Consider the following 20865-nt stretch of genomic DNA (forward strand, 5'->3'; position numbering starts at 1 on the left):
TAGATACAAACCTATAGCAACAGCACGGCCTCTGGTGAAAACCGGAGGCCGTGCTGTCATTCTATCTTAATTTCCCAAAGCTTACTGCGACCACTCCGTTGGCTCGCGGTCCCAGCGGTGCTGTTTCAGCTCATCCAGCAGGTCTTTGGGTAAGCCTTTGCCATCGCTGGCACTGAGGTTGGACTTTACATGGGGTGCCTTGCGCATACCCGGAATAGTGGTGCTCACATCCGGATTGCTCAAAATAAACCGAAGTGCCATTTCCGGCATTGTCATACCTTGGGGCACCAGTGGTTTCAGGCGGTCAGCGTGCTCTACACTGGAATTCAGGTTCTCCGGCACAAAATAGGTGCTGCGCCAGTCTTCTTCCGGGAAAGTGGTTTCTTTTGTAAATGTTCCGGTCAGGGTACCTTCATCAAAGGGTACACGAGCAATCGTGGCAATGTCCAGTTCCCTGCAAAGCGGGAACAGTGTGTCTTCGGGTGCTTGGTCAAAGATGTTGTATATGACCTGTACGCTGCTGATGTGGCCGGTGCGCAGGGTATTCTGTACATTTTCAGGCTCCCAGCGGTTTACGCTCACGCCCATATGTTGGATCTTGCCGTCTGCTTTCAGTTTCTCCACCGCCCGCTGCCATTCCTCATTCTCAGCCCAGCTATCTTCCCACACATGAAACTGCTGCAGGTCGATAGTTTCCACGCCGAGGTTTTTGAGGCTCTTTTCAGTGTATTCTATGATATGATCTGCCGGGAAACAATCCTCCAGTTTATAATCTGGCTTAGATGGCCATTTCATGTTTTTGGGCGGTATTTTGGTGGCCACGTACAGCCGCTGGTCCGGGTGGCGCTTTAGCAGGCGACCTAAAATTTCTTCGCTTTTGCCGGCGCCGTAGCCCCAGGCGGTGTCAAAAAAGTTGCAGCCGCCTTCCACGGCAATATCCAAGGAGCGGTCTGATTGCTCGTCGTCAGAGTTCGTCCATCCTGCCATACCCCACATGCCATACCCGATTTCGCTTACGTTCCAGCCCGTGCGGCCAAATCTTCTATATTCCATAGTTGTCGTTAAAATGTAAAAAGTAAATATAAGAAAAGCCTGTTGTATGTAAGAGGCTCTGTCAGAACATACGCATGTTCTGCCTGTGCGGACAAAGCCGGGCGAGGCCATCTGTAGAGATATCGAACTTTGATCATTTTCCCCTTTATCACTCCAGCTCTATAATCAAGCCCTCATCGCCTTTCATAGCAATAGATTCACTTACAGATTTCCCCTCCGTTTCAGCATGCAGGGCTAGCCTGACTTTACCTTTGAATTTAAATCGCTCCGGGGAGAACTGGCAGGGCTTGTCACTCAGGTTCAGCACGATCAGGAAGCGTTTTCCTTCATCTTCTCTGGTATAGGAGAGCAGTTGCTTGTCGGAATAAACGGGTCTGTAAATGCCGGCATGAAGGGCCGGTTCCTGCTGCCGGAGTGAAATCAGTTTTTTATAAAGCGCCAGCATCGACTCCGGGTCGTCCTGCTGTGCTTTTACGTTTAACTTTTCGTAATTGTCCGAGATCCTTAGCCAGGGTTCATCACCAGTCGTAAAGCCGGAATTCTTGCTGTCGTCCCACTGCATGGGGGTGCGGTAGGGGTCGCGACTCAGGTCTTTGTCCGGCATGTGCAGCCCCTGCGGGTCCTGCACCTCGTCTTTTGGTATCTCCACATCCTCCATGCCTATTTCGTCGCCATAGTAGAGGGTGGGGGTGCCGCGCAGGGTTAGCAGCAGCATGGCAGCCACGCGTGCCTGTGCTGGCCCTATCTTGGTGGCCAGCCGCGATTGGTCATGGTTGCCAATAACCCAGTTCGGCCAGCCATCGTTTGGCAGGGCGCCCTCATATTTATCTATGGCAATGGCTATTTTTTTAGCGTCCCAGTCCAGGGAGAGCAGCAGGAAGTTGAAGGGTAGCTGTGCACCTTGGTTGTCGTGGCCGTAATAGGTCACCAACTGGTGCGTGGGCAGGTATATTTCCCCAATAAGCACCCGTTCGGGATATTCGTCTGTGAGGTCGCGCATGAGTTCAACCATGTCATGCACCTCCGGCTGGTCTGTGGAATAAACGGGTTGCAAGCGGTTGTAGGTTGGTTCTTCCTCTTTGTAATCCGGGTTGTCGGGGTTGTCAAGGAAGTATTCGTCTTTTATCAGGTGCCACATCACATCTACCCGGAAACCGTCCACGCCTTTGTCCAGCCAGAACCGCATTTCCTCCAGCACGGCCTGCTGCACCTCCGGGTTGCGCCAGTTCAGGTCCGGCTGCTCTTTCAGGAAGGCATGGTAGTAGTACTGCTCTGTTTTCTCATCCCACTCCCAGGCGCTGCCCCCGAACATAGCCAGCCAGTTGTTGGGCTCCTTCCCATCCTCAGCAGCGTCTTTCCAGATAAACCAATCCCGCTTCGGGTTGTCTCGCGAGGACCGTGCCTCTTTAAACCAGGCGTGCTGGTCGGAGGTGTGGTTGGGTACCTGGTCCACAATCAATTTCATGCCCCGTGCATGCGTTTCCTCCAGCAGCCTGTCGAAGTCCGCCATCGATCCAAACAACTTGTCTACACTCTTAAAATCAGCTACGTCGTAGCCGAAGTCTTTCATGGGCGATTCATAAAAAGGGGTAACCCAGATGCAGGTTATGCCTAAATCCTTCAGGTAGTCGAGTTTTTCTGTGACGCCTTTTAGATCTCCGACGCCGTCGCCGTCGCTGTCCTTAAATGAGCGGATGTATACTTCGTAGATGATGCCTTTCTGCCACCATAATTGTTTCGATTGGTTTTCTTTCTGTTGTTTCTGAGGCTGCATGCTTTGTTGGATTTGTGGTGCTGAATATTTAAAACTCCCACTTCTGCAGGTGCTGGAAGTAGAACATCTGTTTATAAACGGGAGCTTCACAAAGGGGTTAGCCAGGAGGGAGTCATGTGCTGTAGGAGGGTGAGAAGAGAATTCTTAGATAAGCGCTCCTGACTTTGCTATCTGAAATGAAAAAGTCCCTGAGAGGAATGAGGCCAAACAACGGAACTCAGGAAGACTGAAAGTATCTTTTATACCAATACAGCCAGGATTGCATTTATAATTTTTTAAATTGAGGAATACTTGACGTAGCGGACCAATATATGTATCCATCCCACACGCTTATGTTGTGCAGCAATATGCCGGATATGTACGGAGACTAAAATGAAGTGGAATCAAACTGTCCGGATGATAATGGATGAATGTGCACCGGTGGCTTTTTAAATGATCTTGTCGCTTCTGTTTCTCCTGGCAGGTAGCGACGCTTAAGAAAATTATATGATCAAGAACTTGTGGTTTTTAGTTGCTGCATTAGTTGTTTGTATCGATGTGAGCGCACAAAAGAAATCCAGGCCGAATGTCATCATTATTTACATGGATGACATGGGCTACGGTGACATAGAACCCTATGGCATGACAGGAGTGTCTACAGCCAACTTTAACCGGGTTGCAAAAGAGGGAACACGTTTCACCCACTTCAATGCAGCCCAGGCTGTCTGTACTACTTCGCGTGCGGCACTGCTTACCGGCACCTACCCCAACAGGTTAGGACTGGCTGGAGCTTTGCTTCCGGGGAGTAAAGAGGCGCTGAACCCGGAGGAAGAGACGATTGCTTCTTTGCTCAAAGAAGCCGGTTATAAAACCGCCATGCTCGGTAAGTGGCACTTGGGCAACAAGCCTCCATATACTCCTATCCACTACGGCTTCGACAGCTTTTATGGTATTCCCTATTCCCATGACATCTGGCCTATAGATTATGCCGGAAAGCGAATTACGGATCCTGCGAACATGCGCGGAGGCTGGCCAGCCCTACCCGTGTACCAGGGAGATGTTGTGGTTGACTCCATTCTTACCTTACAGGGGCAGTCGCGTTTAACAACAGCGTTTACTGAAAGAGCGGTTGCCTTCATAAAGGAGAACAAGGCTAAACCCTTCTTTCTCTACCTGGCGCACCCGATGCCGCACGTGCCGCTGGCCGCATCAGATAAATTCAGGGGGAAAAGTAAAATTGGCCTGTTCGGGGATGTGATCCTGGAGCTTGACTGGTCGTTAGGGGAGGTGCTGAAGGCGCTGGACCAGGAGAAGATAGCAGATAACACCCTGCTGATAGTCACCAGCGACAACGGCCCCTGGCTAAACTTCGGTGACAATGCCGGCTCGTCTGGCGGTTTTAAGGAAGGGAAGTCAACCTCCTGGGAGGGTGGAACAAGAGTACCGATGCTGGTGCGCTGGCCAGGTAAAGTGGAGGCAGCCGGCGTGAACAGCCAACTGATGACAAACATGGACCTGCTGCCGACTATCATGGCCGCAACAGGGGCGCCTCTTCCCAAAAGGAAAATAGACGGGATGAACTTCCTGCCGGTTTTACTTGGGAAAGCGGATGAAGGGCCGAGGGAGGTGCTTTACTACTATTTCGGAAAGAACAACCTGGAGGCTATCCGTTACCGGAACTGGAAGCTTGTGCTGCCGCATCCTTCCAACACCTACGCAGCGCTGCATGGCAAGGAGGGCTCCTTCCAACACCTACGCAGCGCTGCATGGCAAGGAGGGCACACCGGGCAAAATAGCGAGGGTGCAGGTTCCGACGGCGCTCTACAACCTGTCGCACGACGCCGGGGAGGATTATGACGTGCAGGAGCTGTACCCGGAGGTGGTCGCGCAAATAATGCTCCTTGCGGAGGAGGCACGAAAAGACTTAGGCGATGATCTGACAAACCGGGTGGGCGAGAATGTTCGGAAGCCAGCCATGTTACAATAAAGTCCTTGAGTGTAGTTGGGTAAAATAGAAGTGTATATGAATAAGTCGTACAGAATAGCCACAGCTGCCTTAGCTTTTAGCCTTTCTAGCCTTACAGGTTGCCAGCCTGGGCATGAGGAGCAAGCCAAGGCTGCTTCTGTAATTGGTAACGAAGGGGAAAGCGGGATAGCTGTATGTAAGCCTGAAGCGAAGCAGCAGTTTGCAGTGCTTGGCGGAGTGGAAAGCAGGGGAGAGGAGAACAATGAAGAAACAACAGACACCGTTCCGTCTAGGATGGTCTGGATTCCGGGAGGCACCTTTGCCATGGGGGCGGAAGATGCCGCGTTTCCTGATGCAAAGCCTGTTCACGATGTAACCCTGAGCGGCTTCTGGATGGATGAGCATGAAGTAACGAATGCCGAGTTTGTGCAGGCCACCGGATACGTAACCGTGGCAGAGCGGCCCCTGAACCCTGCTGATTTTCCTGGTGTGCCTGCTGATAAGTTAGTGCCTGGTTCCGGTGTATTTGTGGCTACTGCCCAACCGGTTTCTTTGGATAACCCGCTTCAGTGGTGGCAGTATGTCCCCGGTGCCAGCTGGCGACAGCCAATGGGGCAGGGCAGTGCGGGCAAGGCAATGCCCAATGAGCCTGTTGTGCATGTTAGTTATGAAGATGCGCTTGCCTATGCCACGTGGGCAGGTAAGCGCCTGCCAACGGAGGCAGAATGGGAGTATGCTGCGAGAGGCGGCAAAGAGCAGCAGCCATATTACTGGGGAAATGAAGTAAAGCCGTATGGAAAGTGGGTGGCCAACATCTACCAGGGCCACTTCCCTGACCGCAACACGGGAGCGGATGGCTATGTTGGTGCGGCCCCGGTCAAGTCCTATCCTCCTAACCCCTATGGGCTGTATGACATGGACGGCAATGTGTGGGAGTGGTGCAGCGACTACTACCGGCCGGACTACTACCAGCACAGCGCCAAAGAGAACCCCAAAGGCCCGGCCAGCAGTTATGACCCGGAGGAGCCCGGAACGGTGAAGCGGGTGCAGCGGGGAGGCTCTTACCTGTGCAGCGACCAGTACTGCACCCGCTACAGGGCAGGCAGCCGTGGCAAAGGCGAAGTATCCAGCGGTTCCAGCAACCTTGGGTTCAGATGTGTTAAAAACGGTAACCCACCTAAAAAATAACAAGCTGAATACGTGTGAATACAGAAACTTTCAGGCATTAACCTCGTCCTGCGTTCGGGTTGAGTTAGAGTTTCATCACCTGCCAGCTTCGTTTTGAAAAGGCTGGCAGGTGATGAAAAGCGCGAGCGGAATCAAAGGCAGCTCCTGCAGAAGTTTTTGTCTTCTGCAGGAGCTGCCTTTGATTTTTTAAGTCTGACACAAATTTCCATCGCTTCCTTTTCCAGGTAAATTTGTACTCATTATGCTCTATACTATCACCAAAGAGCATAATTTCTTAGTCAATGCCATTTCTGACAACGGCAATACATCAACTTCAGCTTCCTTTGAGGCGTTCAAAGAATAAGCCTCTACTACTATTCTAGCACCTGTCTATTTAAACTATTGAACTACTTCTATATAACCATATAGCGCGATTCTTCTTTTTTATCTATCAAAACAAACTGAACAGACTATGAATTTATGGAAAAAATCTACCATTTTGATGGCAGTGTTAGCAATGTTTGCAGTAAGCTGCGATAACGATGATGAGTGGGAGGATATGATTCCGGAAACGGATGACGATCCAACAATGGTACAACTGGAGAATTATATTTTCAGACCTGGGGTAATGCCTGCCACAGACGAGAACGTGCAGCAACTAAGAGTTCCGGAAGGTTTTACGGTGAGTAAGTTTGCTGAGAACCTGGGGAATCCCCGTATCCTGGTGGTAAGCAGCACAGGCAACATTTATGTCTCAGACCGCATGGCAGGGGTGGTGCGGATGCTGCAGGATACAGATGGTGACGGCACTGCAGATAATGACCAGGTGGTGGCAAATATTGAAGAGGCACATGGCCTGGCCATCCACAATGGCAGAATGTATATAGCAGCAATTCGTGAAATGTATAGGGCTGACATGAATATGGACGGCACTTTAGGGCAGCCGCAACTCTTAGCGGATACATTACCTGATGCAGGGCAGCACCCTAACCGCACGATGAGTTTTGGTCCGGATGGACAGATGTATCTTTCCATAGGCAGCACCTGCAACGCCTGCGATGAACCAAACCCCTTACATGCTACTATTGTGCAGGCCAACGATGATGCGACGGACATGCAAATCTATGCTGAAGGCCTGCGTAATACCATCGGCTTTGGCTGGCATCCCGAAACCGGCGAAATGTGGGGTGTAGACCACGGCATTGACTGGCTAGGCGACGATGAGCAGAAGGAAGAAGTGAATCAGATTATTGAAGGAAACCACTATGGCTGGCCTTTTATATATGACGAGGGCAAATACAATCCGAAGCTACATCCTCCTGGAGACACATCTTACCAGGAGTTCCTGCAGCTGACAACTTTACCGGAACAACTGTACACGGCACATTCCGCGCCTATGCAAATGGCCTTTTACACGGGCAACCAATTTCCTGCTGAGTACCAGAACGATGCTTTCGTAGCTATGCGTGGATCCTGGAACAGAAGCACCCCAGTGGGATATAAAGTTGTGCGGTTACGGTTCGACAATGCCGGGCAGCCAGTAGGCTTCGACGATTTTCTGACAGGCTTTTTAATTAACAACGGACGGCACCACTTTGCCCGCCTGGTGGGAGTAGCCGTTCATACTGACGGATCGCTGCTCGTGTCTGACGATACCAATGGTGTCATCTATAGGGTGGCACACCAATAAGGTTATAAAAGTATAAAGCAGGCGTGTTAACTGGCATCGCATATACTTGCTTTTCTGCATCTGTCAGTACAGCGAAACGTTTTTTAAGTCGATGAAATAGACGCCTGCCACAGCGTTGTTCTATTAGCAAACGCAGTACAGGATTTAATTTACCGGATAAAGCTCCTGTTGTTATACAAGGCTTTATCCGGTATACTTTTTTACTCCTCCTCCATGCTGATTTCTCTGTATTTCACTGCGATGGGGTTTGGCTCTACCTTTCTTCCATGATTGTTGGCATACGACTTTGTTACTTCTGCACCCAAAAGCAGAATGATAGAAGAGTAAAAGACCCACAACAGTAACACAACCAGTGACCCTGCGGCAGCATAAACGCCAATCACTTCTACATTGCTTAGAATATAGTTGATTATCTGTTTGCCGATCAGAAATAAAACAGAAGTTATTACTCCACCTGCAAGAGCGTCTTTCCAGCTAACCTTTGCGTCTGGCAAGACTCTATGCACCGCTGTGAAAAAAATCAGGATCACGGATATGTAAAATACGGTATTGATTGTGCGGATAGCGGGTGTAAAGTACTCCTCAAATATATTTGACAGCTCCTGGCTGTATACAGATACCAGGGTGTCGAGTAGCAGGCTTGTTGCAAATAATAAGCCTAAACCTATTACCATAGCCAAAGCTACTAACCTGTACTTAAGAAGCCTGAAGTAATTTACACCTGCTTTTACCTTTACCTGCCATATAGAGTTAAGCGCCTTTTGCACTATGAAAAATATAATGGTTGCACTTTTAATGACCACTATGATTCCGATCAGAACGCCCCAAAAGCCAGTAGGGGCATCAAGAACATTTTCGAGAACAGTACCGGCCTGATCACCTGCTTCATCACTGATTAAGTTTTCTATTTTACCTATTAACTCTGATTTCACATCCTCCTCGTTAAAGAAAAGAGAGCCGATGAGTGTGATAACGATGAGAATAGCAGGAAGGGAGAATATAGTAAAAAAGGCAATGGCAGCACTATATACAATAGGCTCATCACCTTTGAAATTCTTCCCGCTGTCTTTGAGTATTTTCCATGTTTTATTTAAAAATTGCTTCACGCGCGCTCGTATTTATCAATGAGTGAATTAAATTGTAGGGAAAGACTTTTATTAGCTAACGCGCAGTTCTGCCGGATGTTAGCATAAAGTGAAGCTTCATAGTCCGGCACTAACAATAAAACTGTGTGATGGGAGCCTGTTTGTTTTAGGTTCATAAAAGAAAGTGCTGCAGCAACTACCTGGAGGCAGGCAATGACCAAAACGTATAGTGCCTGCCGTGTTAACGCTGGAGTCAATTATCAGTAGATGATGAGCAGAAGCAATAGGCACTTAAAACAGAAAGCTCCGGAACAATTCCGGAGCTTTCTGTTTCAAAACGGTTTTGGAAGCCAGGCTCTTATTGATCGCTTACCACCAATTGTTGTACCTTCGCTTTCACAGCAGGATCCTGCTCATAGGCCTGCATGATAGCTTCGTATTGCTCAACGGTCAGGCCGTGCTCTTTGATAGCCTCATCCGATTTTTCCTTTGCTTCAGGCTGAATTTTAACTACCTGCTGTGCTGCGTTGCTGAAAGCAGCAATTTCTTCAGGATTTTCGGCAGTCTCCTGTAACTGCTGCTGTTGGTGTGCTTTCGCCAGTTCATTAAACCTGTCCAGCGTCAGGTCTTGCTCCTCAATCGCGTTCACCAGTGCTTCGCGGCTTTCATTCTGTATTTCTGTAACCTGCGAGTTCGCTGCTACAAATTTTTCCAAATCAGCATCAGAGAATTCCTGTGCATCTTGCTGCTGGGTTTCAGTTTGAGGAGTCGTTTCCTGCTGCGCAAATGCAGCATGACCAAAAGACATAGATGCCACCAGTAATGTGGCTGCAATAGTCCCTTTCTTAATTAGTACCATAATGGAGTTTTTAGGATTGGGTTAAAAATTGATTTAAACTGATAGGGTGCTTTTTTCTATAACGAAAGAGTAATGGAAAAAGCTGCAAAAAACATCAGAAATGAAGCATTTTGCTTAACCTGTCAGGATTAAAATTGAACAATTACAGTGCCAGAGTCAAATTACGCCTGCCATTTCCGGCTACTGGCTGTGCAAAAACACACTTGTCAGCAGCAATAAATTGCCAGTGAAAGTAATTAAAGAAGATTTTGCAATCAGCAAAACATATTAGCCGAAAGCTCATTCCCATGTCGTACTGACAGGCTCATACTGCCATACGGTTGTGCTTTACCGGAAATGCAGGAGCTTTTCATTAAACAGGAACAACTTAAATGAAACAGCTTCTCATGTTGTGTTCCTGAAATTATTTACCCCTGCTTACTCCTGCAGGCTCCAGCGTGCCGGAGGTTGCCGCGTGCTGCATGCGTACTCCCGAAAACACGCCGGCACTGATGGTTATCAGGCCAGCCCCTAACAGTACTGCTGCCGCGCCAAACATATCGCTGAAGAAACCCGCTGCCACGGCACCTGCCACATACCCGAAGTCGCGCCAGAACCGGAAGATGCCCAGGCTCTGCGACCGCTGGCTGGGATGTGTGTTATCTGCCACCAATGTGAGGAAAGTAGGGTAGACCATGGCCGTGCCGGCACCCACAGCGGCAAGGGCAAACAGTATAATGGCATAGGAGTTAGTAAAGAAAAGCGCAGCAATGGCCACTCCCTGCAGTATCATACCCATACATAGCAACTGCTTTCTGGAGTAAGCGTCTCCCAACTTTCCTGTAAATAATTGCCCGATGCCCCACACAGCGGGATAAACGCCAGCCAGAAAACCAATCTGCACCAGCGAATAGCCTTTCGTAGCGAGCACAACAGGCAGCAGCCCCCACAACACCCCGTCATTTACCTTTGTCACAAACCCGTTCAGCGTTACAGGGCCCAGGTTAATGTGGCGCCAGGTAGTATCTTTCCAGGTGCTCGGCAACAAAGAAACCAGGCTGATTTCGGCCTCCGCCTGCACGTGCGCCTGCGTGTCGCGCACCCCGAAAAGCGTGAGTGCCACGCCTGCAAGTGAAAATCCGATCCCCGGCAGAAAGGCATAGGTTACATTGCCGGTAGCGGAGGCAATATAGCCAGCCAGGAAAGAGGCAAGCCCTACGGCGAGGTAGCCGGCAAACTCGTTGATGCCCATGGCCAGGCCACGATTTTTTTCGCCTACCAGGTCTATTGTCATTACAATGCTGGAGGTCCAGGCGAGGCCCTGGTTAATGCCTAGCAGCAGGTTAGCTGCAATTACCCACCACCAGTTCCCGGCATAAAACAGGAGCCAGGGCACCGGCAGTGCAAAAAGCCACCCGGCCAGCAGCAGCTGCCTGCGCGTGTAACGTACCGAGAGCTGCCCCATCAGCAGGTTGGCCACAGACTTTGCCAGGCCAAAGGCAACAATAAAAGAAAGCACTGCCGTATGCTTGTTCATGCCGAATACGCTTTCGGCAAGGGTGGGAATCACAGCGCGCTCTAAACCCACCATCGACCCGACGAAGCCAGTTATCAGCATCAGCAGCCAGAATTGCCCGGCATTCTCCCTTAGCCCTGGTCGGGCTTTTGGTTTTGTCATGTTTATGTTATGTAATAACGGCTGTCAGCAGTTTCAGAGGCTTTGCCCTACAGAATACAGCCGGGGCTGTCGTTAGCAAACTTCAAAATTAAAGTAATAAGCCCGAACCTCAAAGCTTTCAGTCTGATAGGTAGAATAGGATCAGGAAATACCGGGCAGCTACTGTCACAATCTTTGATAGTGTGCACTATGCCGTGTGCCATAGCACTGCGTGAAACCGCAGTGCTATGGCGCGCAAAACATGCTTATAGGTTCTGAAAAAATTCTTAGATGCTATCAGCACACACATTGCGCAGGCACAGGGAGGAAACAAAAAAAAGCCCCCGCAAGGCGGAGGCTTTTTAACAATAGGATTACCTATTCGTTCACTAGTCTTTAGAAGCGTCGCCGCCTTTTTCATTCATTCTTACAACGCCTGTCTGGCCTTCTGCATTGGTCATTGTTACCTCATAAACTGCACTGCCTTCAGTTTCTCCTGTGGCAGGTACTACTTTATGAATCTCACCTACTGTCCAATCTTTATATGTATCACTCTGCAGGGCTGCTTTTACAGGCTCTGGAAGTTGGTCTTGAGTTACTTTTTCCTTTTTTTCTTCCTGCTCCTGCGTAACCGGGGTTTGCGCTTGCTGGGTAGAAGCCTGAGCGCTTGCATCAAGAGAAGAAAGTCCCAATAATGCGATAGCTGCTGCTAAAAAAGTTGTTTTTTTCATGTTCTATTCTTTTGTACTTCCTCCTTCATTAGCATAATCGTGCCAAATCATATATTTAAAATCAATGTGTTGTTATATAGGTTGTTGAGGTAATATAATGAGGGTTTGGTTATGTGTGGAAGATTTGCGCTATTGTGTAAATTTCACCACACATTGTAGAATATTTCCCCAATATGTGGAGATGTGTTCAGGGATTTTATGCGTACCTTTTCCTATGCTTTAAGGTGGCACAGTTTATTTGTTTATGCTATCTTCGCTTATTGCCCTGTGACACCAGGCCTGTTCTTTTGTTCGGAACGTAATGTTTTACCGTGCCGGATACTCTGGAAGGTAAAAAACCAATTGCCAGAATGATAGAGTGTTTGTTTGCATTGCAGGCATTCTTGTTCGTTTTAAACCAGGAACTTAATTAAATCTTTAACAGACAACGCTATGCTTTCTACTAATCCCTCCATTCTCTCTACTCTTCAAAACACAGAATCTGCTGTTGATTGGCAGCAGCTTTTAATTGATGTTATAAAAGCGTTTGATTGCACCACCGGTACGATTCATACCCTCGACAAAAGTACGGGACTACTGACACTGAAGGCCCATGAAGGCATACCTCCCTTTTTGCTACCTAAAATGAATGCGATACCTATAGGCAAGGGGATGGCTGGAATTGCTGCAGAACGCAAAGAGCCTGTGGAAATGTGTAACCTGCAGACAGATGGTTCCGGCGTGGCGCGACCTGCTGCAAAGGAGACAAAGGTAGAGGGCTCTATTGCGGTGCCGATGCTGCTTAATGGTGAACTATATGGCACATTAGGTATAGCTAAACCAGTACCTTATGATTTTACAGAGGAGGAAACGAAAGACTTGCTGCGGATAGGGGAGGAGATGAGCCGCTACATTTCCGCAAACCCGGCACAGGCTTCTGCTTAAAAACTAAGTTGAAGTAAACTTTGCTGTGGGAGTTGCAGTATGAGGCCTCCCACAGCAAGGCCTCAATCTACTTTATGAGAGGTGCAGTCGTTACCAGGTTTGTCCTGTTCTTTTAGGAGGTAAGCTAATAGTTTTAACTATTGTTGTTTGTGTTTCCTTATACCAGTGTAACAGCAGTTTTCGATAAGGCATGTACTGTTGATGTCAGGCACATTCTATGAATCATCCCCGAATCATTCCTATCCAGTCTGCTGCATCCTCGAAGGTAATGAATTGTTCAACTTCAATATCAGATATATGTCTTTCCTTCAGACTGCTTGATATGTTTTCGAACATGATAATGCTTTCCGAATCTTTTTCAATGATGCGTGCAATCTTTTTAAGTGAGCAGCCTAGCAGGGAAAGAGCAACCTGATGTAAAATGGGCTGTTGTACCTGTGTGGGAAAGCCGGTTAGTAATTTAGAGTCCGCTATCCAACATTCTACAGCGTGCCTCCTTATCAATTTTACACACAAGTTACATACCTCCTGGTACTCCTCTGCAGAAGGTTTTAGAATCCACTCCGTATACATCAGTTTCACGTCAAAGTCTATCCAAAGACGAAAATTGATTTTCTCTACCTCAAGGATATTATCAGGCAACATCAACGTGTTCCTGACAAGTACAGATTTTCCCATTGCGCCTACTATTTAGAGGGATTACATATAGAAGCAATGTAGTTTTTTTAATTATAAAAAATAATATTTTATTTATATTTATTTGTGAGTGATCACTTTTCTGTAAAACTGCCTATAAATATATAAGAACTAAGAAAGATGCAGGTGTTTCTAAATTGATTGTAGAGCTACTTTATTGTGGAAAGTCCTTATCCTGAGGTATTTGTTCAATGTAACTTGGAGAATAAAGTCCTTTGATTTAAGAAAGTAACTGTATCAGCCTTAGGTTAGGACAGGCAGGATGGTCACACAGCTAAACTGGAAATTTTAGAGGAACCTTGCTGTGGCTTTATGATCAAAAAAGCAATTTTATAAGAATACACTTTACATGATTTTCCTGAAAGCAGGCAAGCGCATCTGGTAACTGTAATGCGCTAATGGCATACACTTAACCTCCTGGGGGCAGGGGCGCTCTGTTTCAACCAGGTTCCTTCAGTAGGACAGAATGAAGTACTTTGTCAATCTTCCGGAAGAAAGGGGGGTAGGTTGTTTTTAATACAAAAAAAGGAAGCACCACTACAGGCGCTTCCTTTTTGTATCTTCTAAAGAGAATTATTTTTATTGTCTTGATTGCGGTTCAGGAACCGGGAAACCACGGTCACGCATCAAGGCATCTATTTTTGCATCTCTGCCACGGAACAGGCGATAGGCCTCTGCTGGGTCCATTGAGTTTCTAGGGGCAAACAGATACTTCACCAATCGGGCAGCTACTTCTTTGTCGTAGAATCCGCCTGGAGCCTCTTCAAAAGCTTCGGCTGCATCTGAGGTTAACACATCAGCCCACAGGTATCCGTAATAGCCTGTCGCATAGCCTTCTCCAGAGAAAACGTGCCCGAAGTGCGGCGAACGGTGTCGCATCACAATTTCCCTTGGCATGTTCAAGGTAGTCAGCGTTTCCCTCTCAAACTTGTCAGGGTCTATATCCGCAGGGTCAGCCAGGTGGTACTTCATGTCCATCAGGGCAGAGGCTAAAAATTCTGTCGTTCCAAATCCCTGGTTAAAGGTAGAGGCTTTTTTGATTTTAGCCACCAGTTCATCCGGCATAGGCTCGCCTGTTTCATGATGCTTTAAGAACTGGTCGATTACCTTGTCGGTAGAAAGCCAGCGCTCCAACAGTTGCGATTGGAATTCTGTATAGTCTCTTACACCACTGTTCAGCGTAGGGTACTTCACGTTAGAGGCCAGGAAGTGCAGCGCGTGCCCAAATTCATGGAAGAAGGTTGTGGCATCGTCCCATGAAACAAGCACCGGTTCACCTGGAGCAGGTTTGATGAAGTTGGAGTTGTTAGATGCTAACACGGTTTCCTTGCCATCAAATGTAGTATGGCTGCGGTAAGGTGATGCCCACGCACCGGAACGCTTGCCCTGGCGTGCGAACGGATCCAGGTACCACAAGCCGATATGCTCGCCGGTGGTTTTATCCGTCACCTCCCATACTTTCACATCTTCATGAAACACCGGCACAGAACCTTCTGGTACGGGTTGGAAATCATAGTTAAACAACTCCCCAGCTGTGAAGAACAAAGCCTGTGTCAGGTTGTCTAACTGCAGGTATTGCTTTACTTCATCTGAGTCCAGATCATACTTTTGCTTGCGTACCTTTTCGGCGTAGTAACGGTAATCCCAGGGCTCAATGGTTATCTTTTTGTCACTGGCATCTGCCACTGCCTGCATGTCCGCTACTTCTTCTGTTACCCTGGCAAGGGCAGCAGGCCACACAGCGTTCATCAGTTCCATGGCATTTTCCGGATTCTTCGCCATACGGTTCTGCAGGCGCCATTCCGCAAAATTGTCGTAGCCCATCAGCTTCACACGCTCATTTCTCAGTTGCAGGATTTTGGCAATGTTCTCGTTGTTGTCATACTCATCGGCATTGTCGGCACGGGAGTAATAGTTGTTCCATACCTGCTCCCTCAACTCTCTTTCATCAGAATAAGTCAGGAACTGGTCCATGGAAGAACGAGTGTTAGTAACGGCGTAATTGCCTTCCTGGCCATGGTCGGCTGCGGCTTTTGCCGATGCTTTAACGAAAGACTCCGGTAAACCACTTAGCTGGTCTTTTGTCAGGTAAACCACATACTTCTCCTCATCTGCTAAGATGTTATTGGAGAACTTTGTATAGAGGGAAGATAGCTCTTTGTTGATAGCGGCATAACGTTCCTTAGCGGCGGCATCCAATTCAGCGCCTTCCATGGCAAAGCCTTCATACACCAGTTGTACCACACGCTGCTGGTCAGCAGGCAACGGGTTCTGCTGTGCGTTGTCGTAAACTGTTTTGATGCGCTGGAAAAGCTTCTCGTTCTGAGATATTTTAGAGGAGAACTCAGAAATCTGAGGAGCCAGTTCAGCCTGGATCGCTCTGAATTCCGGGGATGATATGTTACTGCTCCAGATGCTGTAGTAGGTAAATGCCCTGTTCAATTCTTCGCCCGCTCTTTCCATTGCTTCAATGGTATTCTCGAAGGTGGCAGGAGCCGGGTTATTCGCGATGGCATCTATTTCGGCTAACTGCAAAGCCATGCCTTTTTCCATGGCTGGCTTTAAATCAGCCAGGTTCATCTTATCAAAAGCAGGAACGCCACCGTAAGGTCCAGTCCACTCAACCAATAAAGGGTTATCTACAGTTTGCTTTTGTTCCATTGTTGTTTGTGTTTGTTGTGAAGCTACCTGCGTTTGGGTGGAGGTGCAGCCAACGAAAGCCAGCATCACAAGCAAGCTTGATTTTTTGCCGGTATAAATGAATTTATTTCCCATTAATACTTTATGAAGTGAAAGATTAAGGCCTTGTTCAGACCCCATGAATAGTACGAATCAACAAAGATACTAAAAAGAGAACGGTCTTGTGAAGGCCCACAACGAAGGTGTTTGCAACACAGGCTTACAGCATGTTCCCATTGATATAGCTTCTCTGGATTTTCAAAGGTGCTCCGTTTTCTAATGAATCAGAACCAACAGACACCTTTATGGTGCAAATAACAGTGCAAAAAGCTTACCAAAAGCACTTTGCAGGAAGAGGGCCTCCCTAAAGTAGTGCGTCATTCTAAACAGCATGAAGTTGAAGCACTTTCCGTGCCTACACTATTTACAGAACCTTCTATCCAACCAACTGTGCGTATAGCCGGGCGAGCGTTTCCTGGGGAGCAATACACAGGCCCGGATGAACTGGTGACGTTTGCACAATCGTACTGCGGGTAGCAGCTAACCAGCGGAAACGTGATGCGATGGGAAGTTGCCCAATTGCTCCGCCTTCTCTGCGGCCCGCGCAAATGCGTTCGAAAGCCCGAAGCCGTTCCTGTAGTTCCTGCATATCCAGATTGGGGGAGAAAGCGCGCAGGCGGTTCTCATTCAGTTTGTACATCGTCTGCAAAAAGCCTTGTGAGGCGCAGTAAACAATAACCCCGACATTCATAAACTCTTCACGTTCTACACACGGCACCACGCGAATAACGGCGTACTCAAATAAGTGCTTTTCTTGCATGCTGCGCTTCCTTAATAAAATTTTCAGTATGTGCTAGTCGTGTTTCCAGGAACTGGACGTAAGCTGCCCGGTGCTCATCGGCCGTTTCAAAAGGGGAGTCGCTGGTAAGCCAGTCCTCCGGGATTAAGGCGACGATGGAGCGGATACGCTCTGGGCTAAGAATCGTGCGAAAAGCTGTGTCAACGGTATCCAGTTCGCTGGCCTGGGGCAGCAGTACATGATCTTTTACCTGTACGAATGGTCGTTTGGCCTGCTCCTCCACGTTAGGCCAGGAGTGATGAAAGTAAAAAGAGGCGCCGTGGTCAATCAGCCACAGTTCCTTGTGCCACATCAGCATATTGGTATTGCGGGGGGTGCGGTCTACATTCGTTATCAGGCAATCGAACCAGACAATCTGGGAGGCAAGTGTAGCATCAACCGTTGTCACCAAGGCATCAAACGTGATGGAGCCGGATAAGTAATGAAGCCCAAGATTAAGACCTTCGCTAAAGCGGAGCAAATCCTGAATTTCCTCATCTGGCTCTGTTCGCCCAAAGCTCTCGTCTAAGGTTGCAAACACTATCTCAGGTACCTGAAAGCCAAGCGCGCGGGCAAGTTCACCGGCAATAAGCTCGGCAATGAGCGCCTTCACGCCTTGTCCTGCGCCACGGAACTTCAACACGTATAAAAACTCATCGTCTGCCTCTACAATGGCAGGCAGTGAGCCGCCCTCACGCAAAGGTGTGACATAACGGGTCACTTCAACGGTCCGGATTTCTGGTGGACTATACTTCATAAAAGCGCTTGTTCACTTGTTTATTTATAGCATCTTGTCGGACGGCTAACCTTAATTCGTTCTAACCTCAGCCAAAGATTTTGTTCCTTCTGTCTTCGCAGAACGTCCTCAGTATGTTTTGCCTGATGAGGGTTTATGGCTTTGTCTTCTTTCTCCTGCTGGATTACAGCTGCAATATAATAGAGAAATCCTGTATCTCTTAGCCTGCAACCTATAAGCGTAGCTGTTCCAGGTGCGTAAGTTTGATGCTCTCCAGGCTTAATATCTACTATCCTTGTATGTACTGGAGACGCAGCGCTAGACTTCTGCTAGCCACGGTAAAGTCAGGAAAAAGCAAAGCAGCATATATGCGGAATAGAAGATAATGACAGTAGTCTCTAGCATACACACCTTTATCATCAGCTAAAAGAACTATAAAAGACGATGCAGAAGGCTTATGCTTTCCTAGCTTATTATGAATTTATACTTCTCAACCTGAGTTGTGAATACTCTTATCAAGCGCTTCAGGATTCCCTTTTACCTTGAAAATGTAGAGCTGAACATTGGAAGGCAACACAGGTTTATTGTATGAAGTTTTACTATCAAAGCTTTATTCATACCTGCTGCTTAGCTACTAATGTTATTCAGCTCCTGATTTATAAATGAACCGGATACTAAACTAACGCCATGAAAAATATAAAAGTAGCTTCCTCCATTTCAGTTAGCTGGTTGTACATACTCCTGCTATCGCTGGGGATAAGTGCCTGCAACTCCTGCCAGGCACAGAAAGAGCCTACAGCCAGCGATGGCTATTCCTCTAAAGTGCCGCACCCCGATGGCACTGGTAAAGTATACCTAAAGCGCGAGATTGCTGGCATTATGGGTGCCGGAGGTGGAGGATGGCTGGAACGAAACTCACGGCAGGAGGAGGAGAATGTGACTTTAGCCATCGAGAACATGGCACTGAGTCAGCAAAGTGTGGTAGCCGACATTGGTGCAGGTACAGGCTATTATACCTTCCGGATTGCACCTAAGGTGCCCGCAGGAAGAGTTTATGCTGTAGATGTGCAGGATGCTTTTATATCGGCTTTAAATGAGCAGAAAGAAGCCCTCGGTTTATCTAATGTAGAGGTGGTGAAGGGAGGCAGCCAAAGTCCAAATCTTTCGGATGCTTCACTAGATTTGGCTATTATGGTAGATGTATACCATGAACTGGAATATCCCCAGGAGATGCTACAGGCGATTCACAAAGCCTTGAAACCTGATGGCAAATTACTTCTCCTTGAATACCGCGCCGAAGACGCCAGTATACCTATAAAAGAACTGCATAAGATGAGCGTAAGCCAGGTGAATAAAGAGTTAAACGCTAATGGCTTTCAGTTATACAGGCAGGAGGATTTTCTGCCGATACAACATTTTTTAATTTATGAGAAAGTAGGAGAGTAGGAGTAGGAAAATCATCTTTTGTGCAGGAAGCAGTTGCTGCTGCTTTGCCTCTGCTATGTATCAAGAATCGGCTGTTCATTTTCAACTTCTGTTTCTACTTTAGTAGCCTTTCAGATGCGCCATATCAAAAAATGTATTAGTAGGAATATTTTTTTTGATTAAGTAAGTGAGTAATTACTTTAAATTTATTAACTTAATAAGCTAAAGTATAAAAGCTTACGTAGGGTACATTGTACCTGTAGAACAAGAAGAACATGCATACTACAGTATTCAGATTCGAAGAGGGGAGTCCCTACATCAACAGCAAACGCCCCATTGGCTTAGAAATTCACAACCGGTTACTGTGGCGGGCTATGTGCCTTGCGAAGACAGGCAAACATATATTTAAGCAGGGGCTAGTTATTTATACTCCGATTCCAGCTTATCTCAGTGGCCCCACTACACTAGAGGTATACTGGGATTTTAAAAGCCCGGAAGAGTATAACAGTTAAGTTAAATAAGATGAACTGAATAAATTAGAAAAAGGGGCTCGGTTCTCATCAGCTTAGCTGTAGTGTGCCATTTCTGAAAGCTTCGGAATGATTTCAAATCTTTCAAGGCAACTGCCACTACTGCGCCTGGACCAAGCATTTTATGTGAGACAATCTTTTCATTCACTATTGTACTAAACCTAAGGCGCTTCACTCCTGTTACTTATAAAGAAGCACATTCAATAGCAAAAACTGAGGGAAAAAAGAGGAGATATATGAGGTTTTTACCGACGCGTTTTCATGGAATGTTGGATTATATAGTAGGACCTATGCTAGTAGCATCTCCATGGCTGGTAGGTTTCAAAGAAGTAGAAGTTGCCAACTGGACTGTGGTGCTTGCAGGTGTTTTGGTATTCATGCAAACTGCTTTTACAGATATAGAGGTTGGTATTGTTAAAAAGACATCTATGAGCACACATCTTATGTTTGACGTCTTCTTGGGTATCATACTGGCCGTCTCACCTTGGATTTTCGGCTTCGCTCAGCTAATATACGTGCCGCATCTTATCTTCGGTTTATACCTCATACTAGCAGCGTTTATAACACATCGTGTTCCTGCTGCCTCTTATCAAACATCAGAATCAGAGATTGAAAGGTGGGAAAACTAATTTGTTTTAATAGGGTAGGAGACATGCCTTAAATCAAGAACGCCCCCTGCCGTTTCGGACAGGGGGCGTCTTGTTGTGGTGTTGGCGGCCACCTACTCTCCCGGGTGTGACCCCAGTACCATCGGCGCGTCCGGGCTTAACTTCTCTGTTCGGGATGGGAAGAGGTGCTCACCGGAGCCATAGCCACCATTATCGTCACACGGTTTCTATGCGTGCATAATGATTTGTTAGTTATTTGACTAGTGGGAAAGAGGGAGAGTAGAAAGCAGCGGGCCGCGTTACGGCTTTGTGTTTCCACGTTTGAGAACACGCTCGGGCAATTAGTACCGCTCGGCTGTGCCATTTCTGGCTTTACACCTGCGGCCTATCGACGTGGTAGTCTCCCACGGCCCTTAAGGGAGATCTCATCTTGGGGCGGGTTTCGCGCTTAGATGCTTTCAGCGCTTATCCCGTCCGAGCGTAGCTACC

18 protein-coding genes and 2 rRNA genes are annotated in these 20865 nt (G+C 47.6%); 8 read left to right on the top strand and 12 right to left on the bottom strand.

Features of this window, described 5'->3' with window-relative positions:
• Positions 1 to 81: 81 nt before the first annotated feature.
• Positions 82 to 1053, bottom strand: a complete 972-nt coding sequence (locus tag DXT99_RS06595) for an aldo/keto reductase (protein WP_115564770.1) — start codon at positions 1051 to 1053, stop codon at positions 82 to 84.
• Between the two features lie 148 nt (positions 1054 to 1201).
• Entirely contained in the window at positions 1202 to 2827 is a 1626-nt protein-coding gene (locus tag DXT99_RS06600; protein ID WP_115564745.1) for an alpha-amylase family glycosyl hydrolase, read from the bottom strand.
• 486 nt (positions 2828 to 3313) lie between these two features.
• On the opposite strand from DXT99_RS06600, the gene DXT99_RS06605 reads away from it, so the two are divergent.
• The 4 genes from DXT99_RS06605 to DXT99_RS06620 all read left to right on the top strand — a co-directional run bounded on the left by DXT99_RS06605 (position 3314) and on the right by DXT99_RS06620 (position 7629).
• Positions 3314 to 4663: a sulfatase family protein gene (locus tag DXT99_RS06605; protein WP_246000500.1), complete on the top strand. Its 1350-nt coding sequence runs from the start codon at positions 3314 to 3316 to the stop codon at positions 4661 to 4663.
• Complete coding sequence (locus DXT99_RS27510) at positions 4608 to 4793, top strand: hypothetical protein (protein ID WP_246000502.1); 186 nt, start codon at positions 4608 to 4610, stop codon at positions 4791 to 4793. The genes DXT99_RS06605 and DXT99_RS27510 overlap by 56 nt, the downstream gene beginning before the upstream one ends.
• A 36-nt stretch (positions 4794 to 4829) precedes the next feature.
• Positions 4830 to 5960: a formylglycine-generating enzyme family protein gene (locus tag DXT99_RS06610; protein ID WP_115564746.1), complete on the top strand. Its 1131-nt coding sequence runs from the start codon at positions 4830 to 4832 to the stop codon at positions 5958 to 5960.
• Positions 5961 to 6441: 481 nt separating this feature from the next.
• On the top strand, positions 6442 to 7629 hold the full coding sequence (locus DXT99_RS06620; protein ID WP_246000503.1) for a PQQ-dependent sugar dehydrogenase: 1188 nt from the start codon (positions 6442 to 6444) through the stop codon (positions 7627 to 7629).
• A 200-nt stretch (positions 7630 to 7829) separates the two neighbouring features.
• On the opposite strand, the gene DXT99_RS06625 is transcribed toward DXT99_RS06620, so the two are convergent.
• The 4 genes from DXT99_RS06625 to DXT99_RS06640 all read right to left on the bottom strand — a co-directional run bounded on the left by DXT99_RS06625 (position 7830) and on the right by DXT99_RS06640 (position 11940).
• Positions 7830 to 8735 carry a YihY/virulence factor BrkB family protein gene (locus DXT99_RS06625; RefSeq protein WP_181885048.1) on the bottom strand — a complete coding sequence of 302 codons (906 nt, stop codon included), beginning with the start codon at positions 8733 to 8735 and terminating at the stop codon, positions 7830 to 7832.
• Between the two features lie 337 nt (positions 8736 to 9072).
• Positions 9073 to 9573 (bottom strand): DUF4168 domain-containing protein, encoded by a 501-nt coding sequence (locus DXT99_RS06630; protein WP_115564750.1) that lies wholly within the window; start codon positions 9571 to 9573, stop codon positions 9073 to 9075.
• Positions 9574 to 9976: 403 nt separating this feature from the next.
• Positions 9977 to 11230 (bottom strand): MFS transporter, encoded by a 1254-nt coding sequence (locus DXT99_RS06635; RefSeq protein WP_115564751.1) that lies wholly within the window; start codon positions 11228 to 11230, stop codon positions 9977 to 9979.
• 368 nt (positions 11231 to 11598) lie between these two features.
• A complete protein-coding gene (locus DXT99_RS06640) occupies positions 11599 to 11940 on the bottom strand; it encodes a hypothetical protein (protein ID WP_115564752.1) in 342 nt (113 codons plus the stop codon).
• 432 nt (positions 11941 to 12372) lie between these two features.
• On the opposite strand from DXT99_RS06640, the gene DXT99_RS06645 reads away from it, so the two are divergent.
• Positions 12373 to 12864, top strand: coding sequence for a GAF domain-containing protein (locus DXT99_RS06645; RefSeq protein WP_115564753.1), 492 nt, complete (start codon positions 12373 to 12375; stop codon positions 12862 to 12864).
• A 222-nt stretch (positions 12865 to 13086) separates the two neighbouring features.
• Here DXT99_RS06645 and DXT99_RS06650 read toward each other — a convergent pair whose 3' ends face one another.
• The 4 genes from DXT99_RS06650 to DXT99_RS06665 form a co-directional block, all read right to left on the bottom strand.
• Positions 13087 to 13542, bottom strand: a complete 456-nt coding sequence (locus DXT99_RS06650) for a hypothetical protein (protein ID WP_115564754.1) — start codon at positions 13540 to 13542, stop codon at positions 13087 to 13089.
• Between the two features lie 597 nt (positions 13543 to 14139).
• Positions 14140 to 16335: a M3 family metallopeptidase gene (locus DXT99_RS06655; RefSeq protein ID WP_181885049.1), complete on the bottom strand. Its 2196-nt coding sequence runs from the start codon at positions 16333 to 16335 to the stop codon at positions 14140 to 14142.
• Positions 16336 to 16675: 340 nt separating this feature from the next.
• Entirely contained in the window at positions 16676 to 17059 is a 384-nt protein-coding gene (locus DXT99_RS06660) for a DUF3037 domain-containing protein (RefSeq protein ID WP_115564755.1), read from the bottom strand.
• Positions 17037 to 17834, bottom strand: coding sequence for a HipA family kinase (locus tag DXT99_RS06665; protein ID WP_115564756.1), 798 nt, complete (start codon positions 17832 to 17834; stop codon positions 17037 to 17039). Before DXT99_RS06665 ends, DXT99_RS06660 begins: the two co-directional genes overlap by 23 nt.
• 666 nt (positions 17835 to 18500) lie before the next feature.
• Between DXT99_RS06665 and DXT99_RS06670 the strand changes: the two genes are divergently transcribed.
• From DXT99_RS06670 to DXT99_RS06680, 3 genes are all read left to right on the top strand, one after another.
• Positions 18501 to 19259, top strand: a complete 759-nt coding sequence (locus tag DXT99_RS06670) for a class I SAM-dependent methyltransferase (protein ID WP_115564757.1) — start codon at positions 18501 to 18503, stop codon at positions 19257 to 19259.
• Positions 19260 to 19513: 254 nt separating this feature from the next.
• A complete protein-coding gene (locus tag DXT99_RS06675) occupies positions 19514 to 19750 on the top strand; it encodes a hypothetical protein (RefSeq protein ID WP_115564758.1) in 237 nt (78 codons plus the stop codon).
• Positions 19751 to 20004: 254 nt separating this feature from the next.
• Entirely contained in the window at positions 20005 to 20397 is a 393-nt protein-coding gene (locus DXT99_RS06680; RefSeq protein ID WP_115564759.1) for an SPW repeat domain-containing protein, read from the top strand.
• Between the two features lie 79 nt (positions 20398 to 20476).
• On the opposite strand, the gene rrf is transcribed toward DXT99_RS06680, so the two are convergent.
• Together rrf and DXT99_RS06690 are read right to left on the bottom strand one after the other, a co-directional pair.
• Positions 20477 to 20588 (bottom strand): 5S ribosomal RNA (gene rrf, locus DXT99_RS06685).
• A 108-nt stretch (positions 20589 to 20696) separates the two neighbouring features.
• Positions 20697 to 20865 (bottom strand): 23S ribosomal RNA (locus DXT99_RS06690); the annotation flags it as partial.

The sequence above is a fragment of the Pontibacter diazotrophicus genome (assembly GCF_003367245.1).
GTDB lineage: Bacteria > Bacteroidota > Bacteroidia > Cytophagales > Hymenobacteraceae > Pontibacter > Pontibacter diazotrophicus.